This is a genomic window from Alphaproteobacteria bacterium (assembly GCA_020638555.1).
Taxonomy (GTDB): domain Bacteria; phylum Pseudomonadota; class Alphaproteobacteria; order Bin95; family Bin95; genus JACKII01.
Genome location: JACKII010000002.1, coordinates 666,109 through 684,161, shown reverse-complemented (window position 1 = coordinate 684,161; position 18,053 = coordinate 666,109). Strand labels below are relative to the sequence as shown.

The 18,053-nt window shown below is 68.5% G+C and carries 12 protein-coding genes and 1 tRNA gene; 6 read left to right on the top strand and 7 right to left on the bottom strand.

What is annotated here, in order from left to right:
* Positions 1-16 precede the first annotated feature (16 nt).
* From H6844_09000 to H6844_08985, 4 genes are all read right to left on the bottom strand, one after another.
* The gene (locus tag H6844_09000; protein ID MCB9929537.1) at positions 17-799 is read right to left on the bottom strand and encodes a hypothetical protein; all 783 of its coding nucleotides are present in this window, start codon (positions 797-799) and stop codon (positions 17-19) included.
* Positions 800-3,232 (bottom strand): AAA family ATPase, encoded by a 2,433-nt coding sequence (locus H6844_08995; protein MCB9929536.1) that lies wholly within the window; start codon positions 3,230-3,232, stop codon positions 800-802.
* A gap of 118 nt (positions 3,233-3,350) precedes the next feature.
* Positions 3,351-4,652, bottom strand: coding sequence for a hypothetical protein (locus H6844_08990; GenBank protein ID MCB9929535.1), 1,302 nt, complete (start codon positions 4,650-4,652; stop codon positions 3,351-3,353).
* A 465-nt stretch (positions 4,653-5,117) separates the two neighbouring features.
* Positions 5,118-6,857: a hypothetical protein gene (locus H6844_08985; GenBank protein ID MCB9929534.1), complete on the bottom strand. Its 1,740-nt coding sequence runs from the start codon at positions 6,855-6,857 to the stop codon at positions 5,118-5,120.
* A 218-nt stretch (positions 6,858-7,075) separates the two neighbouring features.
* Between H6844_08985 and H6844_08980 the strand changes: the two genes are divergently transcribed.
* From H6844_08980 to H6844_08960, 5 genes are all read left to right on the top strand, one after another.
* On the top strand, positions 7,076-8,305 hold the full coding sequence (locus H6844_08980; protein MCB9929533.1) for an acyl-CoA dehydrogenase family protein: 1,230 nt from the start codon (positions 7,076-7,078) through the stop codon (positions 8,303-8,305).
* A gap of 98 nt (positions 8,306-8,403) precedes the next feature.
* The gene (locus H6844_08975) at positions 8,404-10,104 is read left to right on the top strand and encodes a thiamine pyrophosphate-binding protein (GenBank protein MCB9929532.1); all 1,701 of its coding nucleotides are present in this window, start codon (positions 8,404-8,406) and stop codon (positions 10,102-10,104) included.
* A gap of 217 nt (positions 10,105-10,321) precedes the next feature.
* Positions 10,322-11,872: an acyl-CoA synthetase gene (locus H6844_08970; GenBank protein ID MCB9929531.1), complete on the top strand. Its 1,551-nt coding sequence runs from the start codon at positions 10,322-10,324 to the stop codon at positions 11,870-11,872.
* Positions 11,873-11,927: 55 nt separating this feature from the next.
* Positions 11,928-13,640, top strand: coding sequence for a peptidoglycan-binding protein (locus tag H6844_08965; protein ID MCB9929530.1), 1,713 nt, complete (start codon positions 11,928-11,930; stop codon positions 13,638-13,640).
* Positions 13,641-13,648: 8 nt separating this feature from the next.
* Complete coding sequence (locus H6844_08960; protein MCB9929529.1) at positions 13,649-14,584, top strand: 2-dehydro-3-deoxygalactonokinase; 936 nt, start codon at positions 13,649-13,651, stop codon at positions 14,582-14,584.
* A 25-nt stretch (positions 14,585-14,609) separates the two neighbouring features.
* Here the strand turns inward: H6844_08960 and H6844_08955 are convergent, their stop codons facing one another.
* The 3 genes from H6844_08955 to H6844_08945 form a co-directional block, all read right to left on the bottom strand.
* Positions 14,610-15,608 carry an NAD(P)-dependent glycerol-3-phosphate dehydrogenase gene (locus H6844_08955; GenBank protein ID MCB9929528.1) on the bottom strand — a complete coding sequence of 333 codons (999 nt, stop codon included), beginning with the start codon at positions 15,606-15,608 and terminating at the stop codon, positions 14,610-14,612.
* A gap of 186 nt (positions 15,609-15,794) precedes the next feature.
* Positions 15,795-15,869, bottom strand: a tRNA-Val gene (locus H6844_08950).
* Between the two features lie 111 nt (positions 15,870-15,980).
* The gene (locus tag H6844_08945) at positions 15,981-17,030 is read right to left on the bottom strand and encodes a 3-phosphoglycerate dehydrogenase (GenBank protein MCB9929527.1); all 1,050 of its coding nucleotides are present in this window, start codon (positions 17,028-17,030) and stop codon (positions 15,981-15,983) included.
* Between the two features lie 160 nt (positions 17,031-17,190).
* Here H6844_08945 and H6844_08940 point away from each other — a divergent pair, with 160 nt between their 5' ends.
* Positions 17,191-18,030 carry a universal stress protein gene (locus tag H6844_08940; GenBank protein ID MCB9929526.1) on the top strand — a complete coding sequence of 280 codons (840 nt, stop codon included), beginning with the start codon at positions 17,191-17,193 and terminating at the stop codon, positions 18,028-18,030.
* Positions 18,031-18,053: the final 23 nt, after the last annotated feature.

Below are 18,053 nucleotides of genomic sequence, written 5' to 3'. Positions count from 1 at the left end.
CCTCCTTGACGCGCCGCTAGCCGCCCAGCAGGCGAAGCAGATCGGCGTGTTCGAAAATCACCAGGGTTCCCGGCCCGTCCGCCATGGCTTGCAGGGCAAGATCCGTGTCGCCTGCGTCCGTCGAAACCGGCACCACCGAGCCGGCGACGCGGTGCAGGCCCAACCATTCCCGCACGCTGGCAGCCGCGGCCTCCGCTGCGGCGGCGTCGGTCGTCGGGATCAGCACCTCCAGCGGCAGGTCGAGGGTCCGCGCCAGTTCGCCGGCCGCCATCAGGCCGGCCGCCTCACCGCGATGCACCAGGATCAGCCGAGACGGTCGCGGCACGCTCATGTCCCACACACCCACCGTGTCGTAGCGGGCCGCGAGCCGCAACAGGGCCGCCATATTCTGCCGCCGCCGCAACACGCCGCGGTCGACCAGCAGCAGGTCGGGGTGGGTTGCCGTCTCCTCGTCGCCGTCTTCCGGTCCACGCGCGGCCACCTCGAACGACCAGGCGAGCGCGTGTTCGCGGCAGAGCGCCGCCAGCCGCTGCCGCGCGCGGGCCGCCATGGCGCGGAACTGCGCCTCCACCTGCGCCGGCTCCAGCACGCCAACGCGCCCGGAGCGGTAGGAAATCGACCGGGTCATGGGCAGGCTGGCCGCGGCCAGCACGTCCAGATCCTCCAGGAAGGTGGCGCGCAGTTCGGCGTGCAGGGCCTTGGCCACCGCGGCCGCGTGCTCCAGGGCGGCCCAACTGCTTTCATCGCATTGCAGCGGCATCACGATCCGTGTCGGCCGCCGCGCTTCAGGCGCAGGCATTTACTCGTCCTCCCGCGATTTGGTCTCCGGCTGGCCCGGCTGCGGCGCGAACTTGCGCCGGGCCTCCGCCAACGCCGCCAGGCGATCCGCCACCTTGCGGTGGAAGCTGCCCTCCGGGTACTCGCCCTTGGCGTCGGGTTCGCCCGCCGGCAGGCCGGTGAGGATTTCGATGGCCTGGTCGACCGTTTCCACCGCGTGAATGTGAAACTTGCCGGCCGCCACCGCATCCACCACCCGGTCGTGCAACATCAGGTGGCGCGTGTTGGTGGCCGGGATCAACACCCCCTGCTCGCCGGTCAGGCCGCGCGCGTCGCAGACGTCGAAAAAGCCCTCGATCTTGAAATTCACGCCGCCGATGGCCTGCACCCGGCCCATCTGGTCGACCGAGCCGGTCATGGCGAAACGCTGGGCGAGTGGCACCTGGGCGATGGCAGACAACAGGGTGATCAGCTCCGCCGCCGAAGCGCTGTCGCCGTCGACGCCACCATAGGACTGCTCGAACACCAGGGTGGCCGAGAGCGACAGCGGCGCCTCCACCCCGAACTTGGCGCCCAGATAGCCGGAGAGGATCATCACGCCCTTCGAGTGCAACGGCCCGCCCAGCTTCACCTCGCGCTCGATATCGACCACGGCGCCGCTGCCGAGCCGCACCTGCGCCGTGATCCGGCTCGGGCGGCCGAAGGCGAAATCGCCGATCTGCAACACGGAGAGGCCGTTCATCTGGCCCGCCACCTCCCCCTCGGACTCGATCCGGATCGTGCCCTTGCCGATTTCCTGCTGGATGCGCTCGCGGATGCGGTCGACCCGGTATTCGCGCTGATCCAGCGAGCGGTCGATATCCGCCGCCGTCACCGCATCGCGCCCGGCGAGGCCGGCCCAGTAATCCGCCTCGATCAGCACGTCGCGCAGCACTTCCATCTTCAGCGACAGCTTTTCCGAATCCTCGGCCATGCGCACGCTGAACTCGCAGAGCCGGCCGACGCCGCCGGCATCCACGGCGCGAATGCCCGCATTCTCCACCAGACCGGCGATGACGCGGTGGAAATCCCCCAGCGCGTCGCCGCTGCGGGCGATGTCCTCGTCGAAATCGGCGATCACCTTGAACAGGTCGTGGAACTCGGGGTCGTACTGGCTCAGCATGTAGTGCAGCATGCGGTCGCCCAGCAGCACGACCTTCATGGACAGCGGGATGCTTTCGGGTTGCAGCGTGATCGTGGCCGGCAGGCCGTAGAGCTGGGCCGCCGACTCGATTTCGATGGTCGAGCCGCGCAGGGCCTGTTTCAGCCCCTCATAGGCCATCGGCCGCGACAGCAGGCGCTTGGCGTCGATCAGCAGATAGCCTCCGTTCGCCCGGTGCAGCGCGCCGGGGCGGATCAGATGGAAGTCGGTGATCAACGCGCCCATTTCCGAGCGATGCTCGATCCGCCCGATCAACCGGTCATAGGTCGGGTTGTCTTCATGGATTACCGGCGCATGGGTCAGGTCGGCGTTGTCGGCGATCAGGTTGACGCCATAGCGGCGCAACAGCGGGTTCTGGCCGTCATGCACCTGTGTCGGCGCCTGCGCCATCTGCGCCGCCATGGTCAGGATGGCCTCCGCATTGGCGACCATGTCCGCCTTCAGCGTCTGCAGGTGATCCGGGATTTCCGGCACGTCGCCATAGGTCGCCTCCAGGGTCGCGATCAGGCCGCTCACCGCATAGGTGGCGGTTTCCTGGTTCAGTTCCCGGAGCTTGTCCTGCGTCTGTTTCACCCAGAGCGGGATTTGCTGCAGCAGGTCTTGCAGCTTGTCCTGCAACTCCTTGATCTTGTGCTCGATGGCGGTGCGGTCCGCCTCGCTCAGCGCCTGGAACACCTGCGGCTGCATGACATTGCCCTGGTGCATGGGCGCGAACGAAAAGCCCATGGGCGTGCGCAGAAACGCGATGGAGTCGCGCTGCGCCTCGTGCTCGATTTCGCCGAAGGCCTGCTCCTGCCGGTCTTTCAGTTCCTGTTCGATCAACTGGCGGTGGCTGCGATACTCTTCGCCCTCGAAGGTCGCGGTCAGCACCTCGCGCAGGTCGTCCACCAGCCGTTCGATATCCGCCTTGAACGGGCGGCCGCGGCCGGTCGGCAGGCGCAGCACGTTGGGCACGTGCGGCTGCTCGAAATTGTAGACATAGCACCAGTCGTCCGGCGGCGGTTCCGCCTTGGCCTGGGCCTCGATAAACCGTTGCGAGAGAAAGGTCTTGCCGGTGCCGTCGGCGCCGACGGCAAAGATGTTGTATTCCGGCCGGCGGATGGCCATGCCGAGCGTCAACGCTTCCATCCACCGATGCACGCCGCCGACATTGGCGAGTGGCTGCAACTCGGCGGTGGTCTTGAACGGCAGCTGGTCCGGATGACAGCGCCAGCGCAGGTCGGCCACAGACAGTGCGGTCTTTGCGGAAGACATGGACCCATCCTCGTCATCTTGGTTGCCGCATTCTATCAACCGAGACGGACGCGTCACCCTTGAGGTGGATCAATCAAAGAATTCGTCAAAGCGAAATCGGTAAGGCGGCCTTCAAACCCTAAGACGCCCGGCGTCGGCGAAGCCAGACCAGCGCCACGCCGCAGATGCCGAACATGGCCAACAGGTTCGGTTCGCTCACCACGATCACCGGGGGCTTTTCGTTCGGCTCCGGTCCCAGACCGCCGGGGCCCGGCCCACCCGGCCCACCCGGCCCGAAGCCGCCAGGGCCAGAACCGCCGGGACCCGACCCGCCAGGGCCAAAACCGCCGGGACCTGACCCGCCAGGGCCAAATCCACCAGGGCCCGAACCGCCGGGGCCCGGACCGCCCGGACCGAACCCGCCGGGCCCAAAACCGCCGGGGCCAGAACCTCCGGGGCCAAAGCCGCCACCGAAAGCCACCGGCGTCGGATGGAAGGCAACGGGAAACGGAACATTCCACCGCGGCAGTGGCGCCGGGCCGCCCGGCGGCAATGGCTCGCCGCCGGTCTCGGCCATATCGGGCAACACCGCGCTGGCTGCGAGCATGTCGTCCGGCCAGGAGGGCTGGACCACCACGACATCGTTGCCGCAAACCGCGGTGCCCCACACCAGGGCAAAGGTTGGCGGGATGGCGTCCGGGTCCAGAAACCGCAGCGTGACCTTGACGGCCCACCCCTGATCGTCCGGACGCGGCAGCCAGTCGACGCTGGCCTCCACGTCCCGGCGCAAGTCGCCCTGTTTCATCCAGACCGGGACCAGGGGCTGGGCGAACTCCGTGCCGTCCGGCCCCGTCCAACGCCAACCCTGGCCATAGGTCGTATAGAGAAGGTCGTCCGGCCGGTACCACTCGCTGACCCGATAGACCTGCCCGCGCGCGACCGAGCCCGGCCGGACGATATTGCGGTCACCGGTCGCGCGAACATCGCTCAGCACCACGGCGGTTTCGAGCGTCCCGTTGCCGTCCAGGTCCAGCGCCAGGTCGGCAGGGGCCACCATGCGGCCCGCCGACAGAACATTCCGGTTGGGGAAGTGCGTCGCCAGCAGCAATGTCAGCGTGTCTTCGTGCCAGCCGACGCCCACACCCTCCGTGTCGAACACGGTCCCGCCAATGGTGTCTTTCCAGGAGGTCTCGTCGCCGGCAGCCGTCCGGTCGCCCGTCAGTTCGGTCCGGTCGCGATACCAGTGCGTCACCGGCGCCATCTCACGGACCCAGGCCGGCGGAACCTGCGTCGTATGGACCGGGGCCGCGGCTTCCGTCGGCGGCTCCGCAGGAGCCGCGCCGGACCGGCTATCCGCCATGCTGGCGTAAGCGGACCCGTGCGCCATCGTCGCCAACGCGATCAGGCCGGCCGTGGCCGCCCTGCCAAGCCTCCGCGTCATGCCTGTGGCGCCAGTGAGGAAGCATCTTGTTTTCATGGCATACACAATCGTTGCAGACCGTAAAGATCTCAGAAACGCTCAACGTCTCGTTTTGATTGAAATTTCCGCCGCATATCGCGGACGTTGTCCATCAATGCTCATCACCAGCACGCTCCTCTGCCAGAGACCTGCACCCGCATTCCGATGCGGATGCGCCCCTACCGGCCCGCAGACAATTCCCAAACAACAATGGGATAAGCCAATGAACCGATCGAACGCATACATAACGATACGCGCGAAGAAATGCAACCCTGGCGAGAGTTTCAAGGCACCATGGCGTGACACAAGTCACACAACCTGTGCGGTATCCCGGCCTTCACCCGCGCCCATTGGCGCCGGGGTCACAAGGCGGAAACCAACGACATCCTACGCCTGGACAGAGGGATTTCCGGCAAAGTGCAACCGCCGGGCGGCCGGGATATCGCGTCAGGATTGTCCCGGCAGAAGGAGGGTCTTGTCCTTGAGGCAGAGGGCATTCAGTTCCTCCGCCCGCTGCACCGCGTCCTCACCGAAGGAGCGCCATCGCCATGCCGGCTTCAGAAACTCCTGGCAGTCATAGTCCGCCAGCGCGTTCACCGGCGGCAGGTCCGGATCCAAGACAAAGGAATAGAGCCCTTTATCGCCGATGATCACGCCACTGCGGGCGTCGTCGTCGGCTACGACCCGGCGAAAGGTGTCGGCGATTTGCGGCATGCTTCGAACCTCCGGCGGATCGGCGGTGTTCGGCTGGTCATGGGTGCGCAACAGCTCTTGGACCGCCACGGTCGGCCGATCGTTCCTGGCGGAAACGAGGGCCGTTCGCAAGGCGGCGAAGACCAGGCTGGCCTGATTGCGCTTGGACCCAACCGCAATCGCGGTGCGGCCGTCCCATGCGACGGCAATATCGTTGAGTACGGTTCCCAGGACCGGGTGGTTTTCCCCGAGGCCCTCGAATTTCACCTGGCCATGCCGGTCGTAGGCTCGGATCACGCCCGTGCCGACCGTCCAGACGCGTGGAGAATGCCCGGCGACGGCCGCGGCCGTAATCCCAGCCCCATCGGCGATGCCGATCAATCGCTCCCACGGCGCATCGGGGCCGACCGTCTGCACATAGACGCAATCATCAGAAGCCATGACCGCATACCGATCATTGCCGTACCAATCGTTAACCGTTTGATCACCTTCGCATCGGAGGGAATCCGACCGGATGGTGTACGAGCCCAGCGGCCGATCCAGTTCGGTGACCCGGCGCTGCCCTTCTTCGTACCGGGTGGCGTACACGACCCCGTCGGTGTCCCAGGCCCGGCACGTATCCGACCCGCCGAGCCGGGTCAGCGATTGCACGGTCCACCCCAGCCGTAGCCTATACTCCCGTTTGGTGAATCGGATCGTGAACGTCCGGTCGGCGCTGTTGAATGTGACCCAGCAGGGCTTGTCGGAAGGGTGAATGGGCCCCCGGATGGTGTCGAGCTGTTGCATCCTTTCGAGCCCGTTCGGGGAGTTGACGTCCAGCCAACCGCGCCCGTCCGGCTCCAGCCGGACCGCCTTGCTGCCCTCGGCGTACGTTGCATAGGCGTTCCGGCTCTGCCGCTGAAAGCCAACCTCGGTCAGAGCGACGCGCTCGCGGCGGCCTGGGCCGCGCGCAACCTCGCCCCCCAATTGCCAGGTGCGGCCGCGGTCGAAACTGGTCAACACGGTTCCGGCGTCGCCCACCGCCCAGGCCGTCGGCCCGCGATAATCCAGCGGGAGGCCGTCATGGGGCAGGACATAGATATCGCGCAGGTCGTGCCGGGTCCCCGTCCAGGGCTGCCGCCAGGTGGTGCCGCCGTCCTCGGAGGACATGATCGCGCCGCCGGCTCCTACCGCCCACTGACGGCCGACCGTCTCTCGCTCCGCCCCGCCGCCTGTCGTGGAACCCTCCGGGGCGCGCAACTCCTCGTAACCCCGCTGCCACTCCGGAAACAGCCGCGCGACCCGGACGCCGCCGCGATAAACCGCGGCGATGAACCGCTTCTTCGTCGCGACCGCTTTTTCCGCCAGGGATGTTTCATCGGAAGCGACCGCGCCGGCCGCCGCCTGGGCGTGGGCCGCGCTTCCGGGCGTCGGTCCGACAGCCGCCAGCATCACCACCGTCGCGAGCGCTGCCATGCGCAAACCGATCATCGCCGTCTGGAAAAGTCCCCGCATTGCCCGACGCTTCCCCACGGCCCCATCGCAACGGGCCGCGCATTGCCAAACCATCGCCGTATTGAGACGCAAATCGCGCCGGCCTGCAACCCTTGCCACGCGGCATCGAGTCCCGAATCCGGGCGCCTTAACGCTTCCGCCCGCAGCCGGGCCGCGCTAGGCTGGCCTCTGCATACCAACGGCCCCGCTAGCTTCAAGACGAGGTGAGGAACCCCCCTATGCATTTCGAGTTCAACGACCGCACAAAGGAATTGTGCGCGCGCGTCCAGGACTTCATGGACCGCCATATCTATCCCAACGAGGATCTCTACTACCAACAACTGGAACAGGCCGATTCCCGCTGGACGGTGGTGCCGATCCTGGAAGAGGTGAAGCAGAAGGCCAAGGACGAAGGCCTCTGGAACATGTTCCTGCCGGAAAGCCAGAACGGCGCCGGCCTCACCAACCTGGAATACGCGCCGATCTGCGAGATCATGGGCCGGGTGAACTGGGCGCCGGAGGCGTTCAACTGCTCCGCCCCCGACACCGGCAACATGGAAGTGCTGGAGCGCTATGCCAGCGAGGAGAACAAGAAGCGCTGGCTGACGCCGCTTCTGAACGGCGAAATCCGCTCCGCCTTCGCCATGACCGAGCCGGCGGTGGCCTCGTCGGATGCGACCAACATCGAATGCCGGATCGAGCGGGACGGCGACGAATACGTCATCAACGGCCGCAAATGGTGGACCAGCGGCATCGGCGACCCGCGCTGCAAAATCCTGATCCTGATGGGCAAGACCGACCCGTCCGCCCCGACCTATCGCCAGCAGTCGATGATCCTGGTGCCGCGCGACACCCCCGGCATCACCGTCGAGCGCATGCTGCACGTCATGGGCTATGACGACGCCCCGCACGGCCACGGCCAGGTGCTGTTCGAGAATGTGCGCGTGCCGAAGGAGAACATGCTGCTGGGCGAGGGCCGCGGCTTCGAGATCGCGCAGGGCCGCCTCGGCCCGGGCCGCATCCACCACTGCATGCGCATCATCGGCGTTGCCGAGCGCGCGCTGGAGCTGATGTGCCGGCGCGGCGCCGAGCGCGTGACCTGGGGCAAGCAGTTGGCCGACCGCGACAACTTCATGGAGCGCGTCGCCGATGCCCGCATCAATATCGAGATGTGCCGCCTGCTGACCCTCAAGGCCGCCTACATGATGGACACGGTGGGCAACAAGGCCGCCCGCCAGGAAATCGCCATGATCAAGGTGGCCGCGCCCAACATGGCGCTGGAGGTCATCGACAACGCCATGCAGGCCCATGGCGGCGGCGGCATCAGCCAGGCCTTCAAGCTGGCCTTCATGTGGAGCCGGATGCGCGCGCTCCGCTTTGCCGACGGCCCGGACGAGGTGCATCGCCAGCAGATCGCCCGCCTGGAGCTTCGCCGTCAGGTGGACTGGCCGCCGCGGCAGCCGCGCTAGCCCCGGCCTGACGCCTCTCTGGCACCGTTACCCGACCCCGGACGCCCGCAAGAGCGATCCGGGGTCTTGATTCACACCATGTCCCCCGAAGCCCCTCCATGACCCAGCCCGTTCCCAACCACCTGACCGGCGCCGAAGCCATGGTGCGCATGCTCCAGGCCCATGGCGTCACCGACATGTTCGGCCTCTGCGGCGACACCACGCTGCCCTTCTACGATGCGATGGCGCGCCTCGACCACGGCATTCGCCATATCCTGACCCGCGACGAGCGGCACGCGGCCTATATGGCCGACGGCTATGCCCGCGTCACCGGCAAGCCCGGCGTGTGCGAGGGACCGTCCGGCGGCGGCGCCACCTACATCCTGCCGGGCGTGGTCGAGGCGAACGAAAGTTCGGTGCCGGTTCTGGCCATCACCTCCGACGTTTCCACGGCCGCGCGCGGCCGCTATCCGCTGACCGAGCTGGACCAGGTCGGCCTGTTCCGACCGCTGACCAAATTCACCGCCAGCCTGGACGATGCGGCGCGGCTGCCGGCGACGGTGCGGGCCGCCTTCCGCGCCATGACCACCGGCCGCCCCGGCGCCGCCCATCTGGCCCTGCCGTTCGACACCCAGAAAGGCCCGGTCGACGAGGCCGAGATCTGGGCCGACGCGCGCCACCGCACCTATCCGGCCGAACCCTCCGCCGCCGACCCGGAGGCCATTGCCGAGGCGGCGCGCATCCTCGCCGGCGCCTCGCGGGCGGTGGCGATCTGCGGCGGCGGGCCGGTGATCGCCGGCGCGTTCGAGCCGCTCGCCCGACTGGCCCGCGCGCTCGACCTGCCCGTGGCCACCACCGTATCCGGCCAGGGCGCGATCGCCGAAACCGACCCGCTGGCGGTCGGCGTCGTCGGCTCCAACGGCGGCGTGCCGTCGACCCGCGCCGTGGTGGACGAGGCCGACGTGGTGCTGTTCATCGGCTGCCGCGCCGGCTCGGTCACGACCGAGCGCTGGCGCTCGCCGCCGCCGGGCAAGACCATCCTGCACATCGACAGCGACCCGCTGGTGATCGGCGCCAACTATCCGACCGCGGTCGCCATCGCCGCCGACGCGCGCCTGGCCCTGGAGGCGCTGGCCGACGCGGTCGAGGCGCTGGCCGGGCGCCACCGCCAGCACGGCACCGCCCGCGCGGCGGCTGCCTGGACCGGCAAGCTCCAGGCGTATCGGCCGCTCGCCGCCGCGAAAGACCGTCCGATCCGGCCGGAAGCGGTGGTACAGGCGCTGCACGACGCCCTGGACCCGGACGCGATCGTCGTCGCCGACCCGGGCACGCCCTGCCCGTATGTCTCCGCCCATTATCGCTGGCGCGAGAGCGGCCGGCATTTCATCACCAACCGCGCCCACGGCGCGCTCGGCTTCGCGCTCGCCGCGGCCATGGGCGCGCATGTGGGCCGGCCGGCGGCGAAGACCGTGGCGATGATGGGCGACGGCTCGTTCAACTTCTGCTGCGGCGAGTTCGAGACGCTGGTGCGCCACCGCATGCCGATCACCTCTATCGTGTTTTCCAACGCCGTGTTCGGCTGGATCAAGGCGGGCCAGCATGCGGGCTTCGGCCAGCGCTATTACAATGTCGATTTCGGCCGCACCGACCATGCGGCCGTGGCCTCCGCCTTCGGCGTGAAGAGCTGGCGGGTGGAGGACCCGGCCGACCTGCCCGGCGTGCTGCGACAGGCTCTGGCGCACGACGGCCCGACCCTGATCGACGTGCTGAGCCAACCCCTGCACGAAGCCGCCGCGCCCGTGTCGGAGTGGGTGGCCTAGGCGCACGCTTCCCCGGAGGTGGCGGAGCCGCCATCCGGGGTCGGTATCAGCACGCGAACACCGGCGACCGCGGTGTTCGCGAGAGCGGGCGGTCCCGGCCCACCGCTCCGCCGCAGCCGGAAAACAAGCCCCTCGGAAGCGCCGGCTTATCATCCGTCCGGTTCGGCGGTACCATCCGGCCTCATAACAGCCGCCCGGCAAAAATGAGGAAACGCCCATGCCGCTCGCCGAACACGCCGCCGCCCATCCCGACAAAATCGCCACCATCATGGCCGGCTCGGGCGAGCGGCTCACCTATGGCGAACTCAACGCGCGCAGCATCCAGCTGGCGCATGTGTTCGCCGCGCACGGACTGCGGCCCGGCGACGTCGTCGCCCTCTTCATGGAAAACAACATCCGCTATCATGAGGTCTACTGGGCCGCGGTGCGCAGCGGCCTCTATCTCTGCGCCGTCAACAAATACCTGACCGCGGAGGAAGCCGCCTATATCGTCAACGACTCCGGTGCCAAGGCCCTGGTCACCTCCGCCGCGCTGGCACCGGAGGCAAGCGCCATGCTCGCCCATCTCGAAGCCGCGCCGCTGCGGCTGGCGGTGGATGGCCCGGTCGCCGGTTTCGGCCATCTGGAGGACGCGATCCGCGACCGGCCGACCCGGCCGCTGCGGCAAGAGCCCCTCGGCGATTTCATGAATTATTCCTCCGGCACCACCGGCCGGCCGAAGGGCATTCAGCGCCCGCTCTCGGGCAGGACTTTCGCCGAACTCTCGAACCTGGACCTGCTGGTGCAGGGCCTCTACGACGTCGGCCCCGATGCGGTCTATCTCTCGCCGGCGCCACTTTACCACGCGGCACCGCTGGCCTTCACCGCGGCGGTGCACGCGCTGGGCGGCACCAATGTGATCATGGAGCGGTTCGACGCGGCCGAATCGCTCCGCCTGATCGAGCGGCACCGGGTCACCCACTCGCAATGGGTCCCGACCATGTTCATCCGCATGCTGAAACTGCCGCCCGAGGACCGGCTCGGCCACGACCTCTCCAGCCATCGGGTGGCGATTCATGCCGCCGCCCCCTGCCCCATGGACGTGAAACGGCAGATGCTGGACTGGTGGGGGCCGATCATTTTCGAATACTACGGCGGCACCGAGGTGAATGGCATGACCGTCTGCAATGCCGAGGAATGGCTGGCCCATCCGGGCACGGTCGGCCGCGCCATCCTGGGCGTGCTGCACATCTGCGACGAGGCCGGCCACGACCTGCCGACCGGCGCGCCCGGCCTGATCTATTTCGAGCGGGACGAGATGCCGTTCCAGTACTGGAACGACCCGGAAAAGACCGAGGCGGCGCGCCATCCGATCCACCGCAACTGGTCGAAGCTGGGCGATGTCGGCTTTGTCGACGCGGACGGCTTTCTCCACCTGACCGACCGCGAGTCGTTCATGATCATTTCCGGCGGCGTCAACATCTATCCGCAGGAAATCGAGGACGCCCTGGTCATGCACCCGAAAGTGGCGGATGTCGCCGTGATCGGCGTGCCCAATCCCGACTTCGGCGAGGAGGTCAAGGCCGTCGTCCAGCCCGCCGCCGGCATTGAGCCCTCGGCGGCGCTGGCGGACGAACTGATCGCCCATGCGCGCGAGCACCTGGCCCACTACAAGGTGCCCCGGTCCGTCGACTTCGAGGCGGAACTGCCGCGGCTCGAAACCGGCAAGCTCTACAAACGGCTGCTAAAAGACCGATATTGGGGGAACCATACCAGCCGGATCGTCTGACGGTTCCGGCCGGACCCTTGGCATTGCCCCGCCCGCGACAGGGAGACCGACACCCATGCGCCTGATTTCCGCCCTTCTCGCCGGAAGCCTGATCGGCCTGTCCGGTCCGGCCCTGGCCGCCTCCCTGGCCGCAAGCGGCGGGCACCTGCCCCACGCGCTGCCGGTAACCCGGGCCGCGGTCAGCATCACCGTGCTGGACATCCAGCGGGCGCTGAACGCCGCCGGCTACGATGCCGGAACCGCAGACGGGTTGATGGGCCGCAAGACCCAGGCCGCCATCGAGGCCTACCAGCGCGACCACCGCCTGCTGGTCACCGGCGAGCCGTCCAACGCGCTGCTGGAGCATATCCGCGCCAATGCCGACGCCGCCAAGGCGGCACCGCCGCCGACGGACACCTCGCCGCCGGCGATCCAGCCGGGCGATCCGGCGGTGCGCGCGCTGCAACAGGATCTGCGCGCGCTGGGCTACGACATTCGCGAGACCGGCCGCGTCGATTCCCAGACCCATGACGCCATCCGCGCCTATGAGCGCGATCACAAGCTGTTGGTGACCGGCGAATACAACCGGGTTCTGGCCGAGCATGTCCGCAACGCGGCGACGAAGGCCGAACGCGAACGCGAGCGGGAAGAGGCGAGCAAGGACCGGAACCAGGGCAGTCAGTGGACGGAGCCGGGCAAACGCCCCGCGGCCGACCGCCAGACCCTGTCCGCCATCCAGCAACAACTGCACCAGCGGGGCTATCCGGTGGACAGCGTTGCCGGCGACTGGAGCCCGGCGACGGAAGCCGCGATCCGCTCCTACCAGCGCGACTACGGGCGCCCGGTCAATGGCGAGCCGAACGCGGAACTGGCCCGGCACCTGCGCGACACCAACGGGGACGACCTGTCGCGCGACCGCATCCGGGAGGTTCAGACGGCCCTGAACCGCCGCGGCTACGATACGGGCCAGCCGGACGGGCAGCTTGGCCCGAACACGCGCAAGGCCATCGCTGCCTATCGCCGCGACCAGAAAATGGAGCCGATCGGCGCCATGTCCCCCAATCTGTGGCGCAGCCTGGGCGTGCCGGATCGCCCGGGCTCGGCCGATGCAGCCAACCGCGACCGGGACGATGACGAGGCAAACGGTCCGCGCGATCGCATGCAGGTGCTGGTGCGCGACCGGTTCGACGACGGCGACCACACCCGCAACCCGGCCTGGCAGGTGTTGAGCGGCCGCTTCGATATTCGCGACGGGGCGTTGTTCAGCGCGATTGCCGACGATCCGCGCCGCAACGACGAAGGGTCGTTGCGGGATGTGCTGGGCCAGGCCCTGGGCGTTCCGGCCGACCGCCGGAGCGAGGCGGCCGTGGCTGCCCTGCCGGTGCGCTTCGACGGCGCGTTCCGCCTGCGCTTCCGCGTCCGGGGCAATGCGCCCGGGGGCGGGACCGTCTTCAATTTCGGCGCCTATCTGGACCGCAATGCGGGCACGGGCTATCGCGTCACCGTGGGCGACTCGCGCCGCGGCGGTCTGAAGCTGTGGGCGGTTCGCGACGGTCGCTCGCGCCACATCGCCACCGCCTACCGCCAAATTTCCCTCGATGACGGCGGGTGGCACCGCGTGGTTCTGGAGCGCGAGGACGATGGCACGCTGCGGCTGGCGATCGACCGCGAAGAGGTGCTGTCCGCCAAAGACCGCGATTTCCAGCGCTTCGACGGCGTCTCGTTCATCAACAAGGGCGGCGACTGGTGGCTGGACAATGTCGCGGTGGCGACGCCCGGGGACCGTTAGCGCCGATGATGCGGCAAGGGGCGCCCTGCGCCGCGAATCGGCCGGACCCGGCCTGGATCGCGGTCGACTGGGGCACCTCCGCCTTGCGCGTCTGGGCCATGCCGGAGGATGGGCCACCCCTGGCCGCGGCCCGCTCCGCCCAGGGCATGGCCAGCCTGGACCGCGACGGGTTCGAGCCGGCGCTGCTGGCCCTGATCGCGCCCTGGCTCACCGCCGGGCGGACCGTGCCGGTCGTCGCCTGCGGCATGGTCGGCGCCCGCCAGGGCTGGGTCGAGGCGCCCTACACGCCGGTTCCGTGCCCGCCGCTGGCGGCGGAGCGCTGCGTCACGGCCCCGACGGCCGATCCCCGCCTGGCGGTCCGGATCGTCCCCGGCCTGATGCAGGGGACGCCGCCGGACGTGATGCGGGGCGAGGAGACCCAGGTGGCGGGCTTTCTGGCCGACGCTCCGGAGTTTTCCGGCACGCTCTGCCTGCCGGGCACGCATGCGAAATGGGTGGAGGTGCGCGAGCGGCGGGTCGAGCGGTTCCGCACCGCCATGACCGGCGAACTGTTCGCCCTGCTGGCCGAGCGCTCGGTGCTGCGCCATTCGGTCGGCGAGGGTTGGGATCGCGACGCCTTCCTGGCCGCGGTCCGCGAGGCCCATGCCGAGCCCGCCTCCCTCCCCGGCCGGTTGTTCGGCCTGCGCGCGGGCTCGCTGCTGCACGGCCTGGACCCGGCCGTGGCCCGCGCCCGGCTGTCGGGCTGGCTGATCGGGGCCGAGATCGCCGCCATGGCGCCGGACCGCTCGACGCCGATCACCGTGCTGGGCCAGCAACCGCTCGCCTCTCACTATGTCGCGGCGTTGCGTGCCACCGCCCACGCGGCCCGGGCGGTGGATGCCGCCGGCGCGACGCTACGGGGCTTGCGGGCGGCCTATCGCGGTCTTCGGGAGGGCGGTGCGTAGCCCCGATGGCGGGCGGCCGCAGCCCTCAGGCTTCCTCGCGCCGCAGCGGCCGGGCCAGCAGGTCGGCTATCGCCCGGTCGATGGGACAACCCGCATGCAAGACATCGGCGACGGCCTGGCAGATGGGCAGGTCGACCCCGAGGGCCTGGGCCAGCCCCGGCACGGCCCGCGCCGTGTGCACGCCCTCCACCACCACGTCGGGGCGGGCCAGGGCGTCCGCGACCGGCAGGCCCCGGCCGATCAGGACGCCGAAATGGAAGTTGCGGGACTGCTCCGTCGAACAGGTCAGGGTCAGGTCGCCGACACCGCCCAAGCCCATCATCGACTGGGCAAGCCCGCCCTTGGCGACGGCCAGACGCTGCAACTCCGCCAGACCGCGGGTGATGAGCGAGGCCCGTGCGTTCTCGCCCAGCGCCCGGCCCTTGACGACGCCGCAGGCAATGGCGATCACGTTCTTCAGCGCCCCCGCCACCTCGACGCCGATCAGGTCGCCGCTGGCATAGGGGCGGAAGGCAGGCGAGGCGAGACTCTCGGCCAGATCGGTCGCCGTCGCCAGCGATTCGCAGGCCAGCGTCACCGCCGTCGGCAGGCCCCGGGCCACCTCCCTGGCGAAGGTCGGACCGGACAAAACGGCGTAGCACCGCCCCGGCAGTTCCGCCGCCAGCACCTCGCTCATCAAGGCGCCGGTCTGGAATTCGATGCCCTTGGCGCAGACCACCAGCGGGCAATCGGCCCCCAGCACGCCGGCGAACGCACGCGCCACCGCGCGCACGGTCTGGGCCGGCGTCACCAGCAGAACCGCATCGCAGGCGTGCAGATCGCCGCGCTCCGCCGTGGGGCGGATTGCGGGCGGCAAGGGAATGTCGGGCAAATAGCGAGCATTGGTGCGGTCGCGCGCCATGCGCGCCGCATGGTCCGGGTTGCGCGCCCAAAGGACGACGTCCCGGCCGGCCCGCGCGGCCACCAGAGCCAGCGCGGTTCCCCAGCTTCCGGCTCCGACCACGCCGATTGTGCGAACTGCCATGGGTTCCTCGCATCGCCACCGGCCGCCGACACATTCGACCGCCCTGCGAGGCTTCTAACCGAAATCCGTCCAAAAGACGACCGTTCACCACCGCGGCCACCGGGCCGGACGACCGCATCGGCGCCCGCCCCGCTCCAACGGCAACAAAAAATCCCCTAGGCTTTTCAGGGCACTAGAGGATTGGAATGGTGGGCGGTACTGGGATCGAACCAGTGGCCCCTACGATGTCAACGTAGTGCTCTACCGCTGAGCTAACCGCCCATCCGTCGCGTCGCTGCCGGCTGGCCCGCGCGAGAGGCAGGCTTATAGCCTCCCAACGCGGGCAGAGGCAAGAGGTTTTCCGCATCGCCGGCCGGGTGCGACGCCGCGGGCTCAGTCGGCCGGACGAACGCCATAGACCGCCTTGAAGCGCTCCTGGAATTTCGGCCACACCTCCGGGTTCAGCAGGCGCGGCGGCCGCTCGCCATTGCGGATGGCGATGAGCTGCTCCGCGGTGATCTTGGCGATGTTGCGCCGGCTTTCGAAGGTGACGCCGGCGGTGTGCGGCGAGACGACGACATTGTCCATGGCCAGGATCGGGTGGTCGACCGGCGGCGGCTCGATATCCCAGACATCCAGCCCGGCACCGGCCAGATGGCCGGAGGCCAACGCCTCGGTCAGCGCGGCCTCGTCGTGGATATAGCCGCGGGCGGTGGCGACATAGATCGCGCCGGACTTCATCGCCCGGAACACGCTGGCATCGACCATGCCGCGGGTTTCGGGCGTCAGCGGGCAGTTCAGCGAGACGAAGTCGCTGCCGGCGGCCAGGGCCTGGAGGCTCTCGACCTTCTCCGCGCCGCGGGCGGCGATTTCCGCGGCCGTCAGATAGGGGTCGTAGGCCAGCACCCGGCAGTTGAAGATGCCGCGGCACATCTTGGCCAGGCGGGTGCCGACATGGCCGATGCCGATAATGCCGACGGTCTTGTCGTTCAGCTCGATGCCCTTGAAGGCCGCCCGATCGGTGATGCCGCCGCGGCGGGTGGCGCGGTCGGCGTCGATGATCTTTTTCGCCACCGTCAGCATCATGGCCAGCGCATGCTCGGCCACGCCTTCCTTGTTGCCGCCGGCCTGGTTGACCACGGCAACGCCGGCGGCGGTGGCGGCCTCCAGGTCGCAGACGTCATAGCCGGCGCCATAGGTGGACAGCAGCAGAATGTTCGGGCAGCGCTCGAACAGGGGCGCGGCACCCCAGAACGGCTTCGGCAGTTCGTCCTTGGCCGAACTGATCTGGTAGACATGGGTGCGCGACAGCGCCTCGAAATTGTCCGCCTCCGGATCGGCCAGCGTCCGCCGGTCGATGGCGAAGCCGCCATCGGCTTCCAGGATCTCCAGGAAAATGGGATCCATCACATAGTCGAAATACACGATGTTCATGGCGTTCATGGGCGGGTTCGGCTCCTGTGCCGCGGGAAGGCGTTGGCGGAAAAGCTAGTCCCGGCAGGCAATAAACGCCAGCAGCGCCTTGCCCCATTCGCTGCCCTGTCGCATATGTTAGGGCGATGGAGCCCTGTACGAGACCGGTTCGAGCGAGGAGCGCGCAAATATGATCAAGTCGATTGTGGTGGCGATCGATTCCACGGAGTCCAGCGCCCGCGCGCAGGACTATGCGCTGGCGCTCGCCAAACGCTACCATGCCGAGGTGACCGGGATCGCCGTGCTGGACGTGCCCTGGATCACCGCACCGATGGCGACCCCGATCGGCGGCGGCTATTACAAGGAACACCGCGACGCCACCGTCATGGCCGAGCATCGCGAAACCCTGGATGCGCGGATCAACGCCTTCCGCAAGCTGTGCGAAAGCGAGGGCGTGCCGATGCGCGCCGTCGAATCGGAAGGCGTACCGGCCCAGCAGATCGACCAGGAATCCGACCGGCACGACCTGATCATCATCGGCCGCGACACCAATTTCCACGGTGTGAAAGGCCATGATATCGGCGACACGGTCGAACAATTGCTGAAGGACAATCCCCGCCCCGTGCTGGTGGTGCCGCCGACGGCGCTGGGACCGGGCAACGGCGCGGTGATCGCGTTCGACGGCTCGAACCAGGCCAGCCGGGCCATGCAGATGTTTCACCTGATGGGTTTGGCCAATAGCGGACCGATCCACATCGTCTCGGTGGACGAGGATGGCGCGGCGGCGGAGGCGAAAGCGGCCTGTGGCGCCTCGTTCTTCGAAAGCCACGGCGAGAAGGTCACGCCCCACGCGCTCCAGGCCTCGACCGAGATCGCGGCCACCATCCTGAACACCGTCGAGAATCTGGATGTCGGCATGCTGGTCATGGGCGCGTTCGGCTCGCATTCGCTGATGCACCAACTGTTTGTCGGGTCGGTCACCAAGCAGTTGATTCGGGCCTGTCCGATCCCGGTCTTCGTGCACCATTGAGGGGAATGCGACGCCGGTTGGCG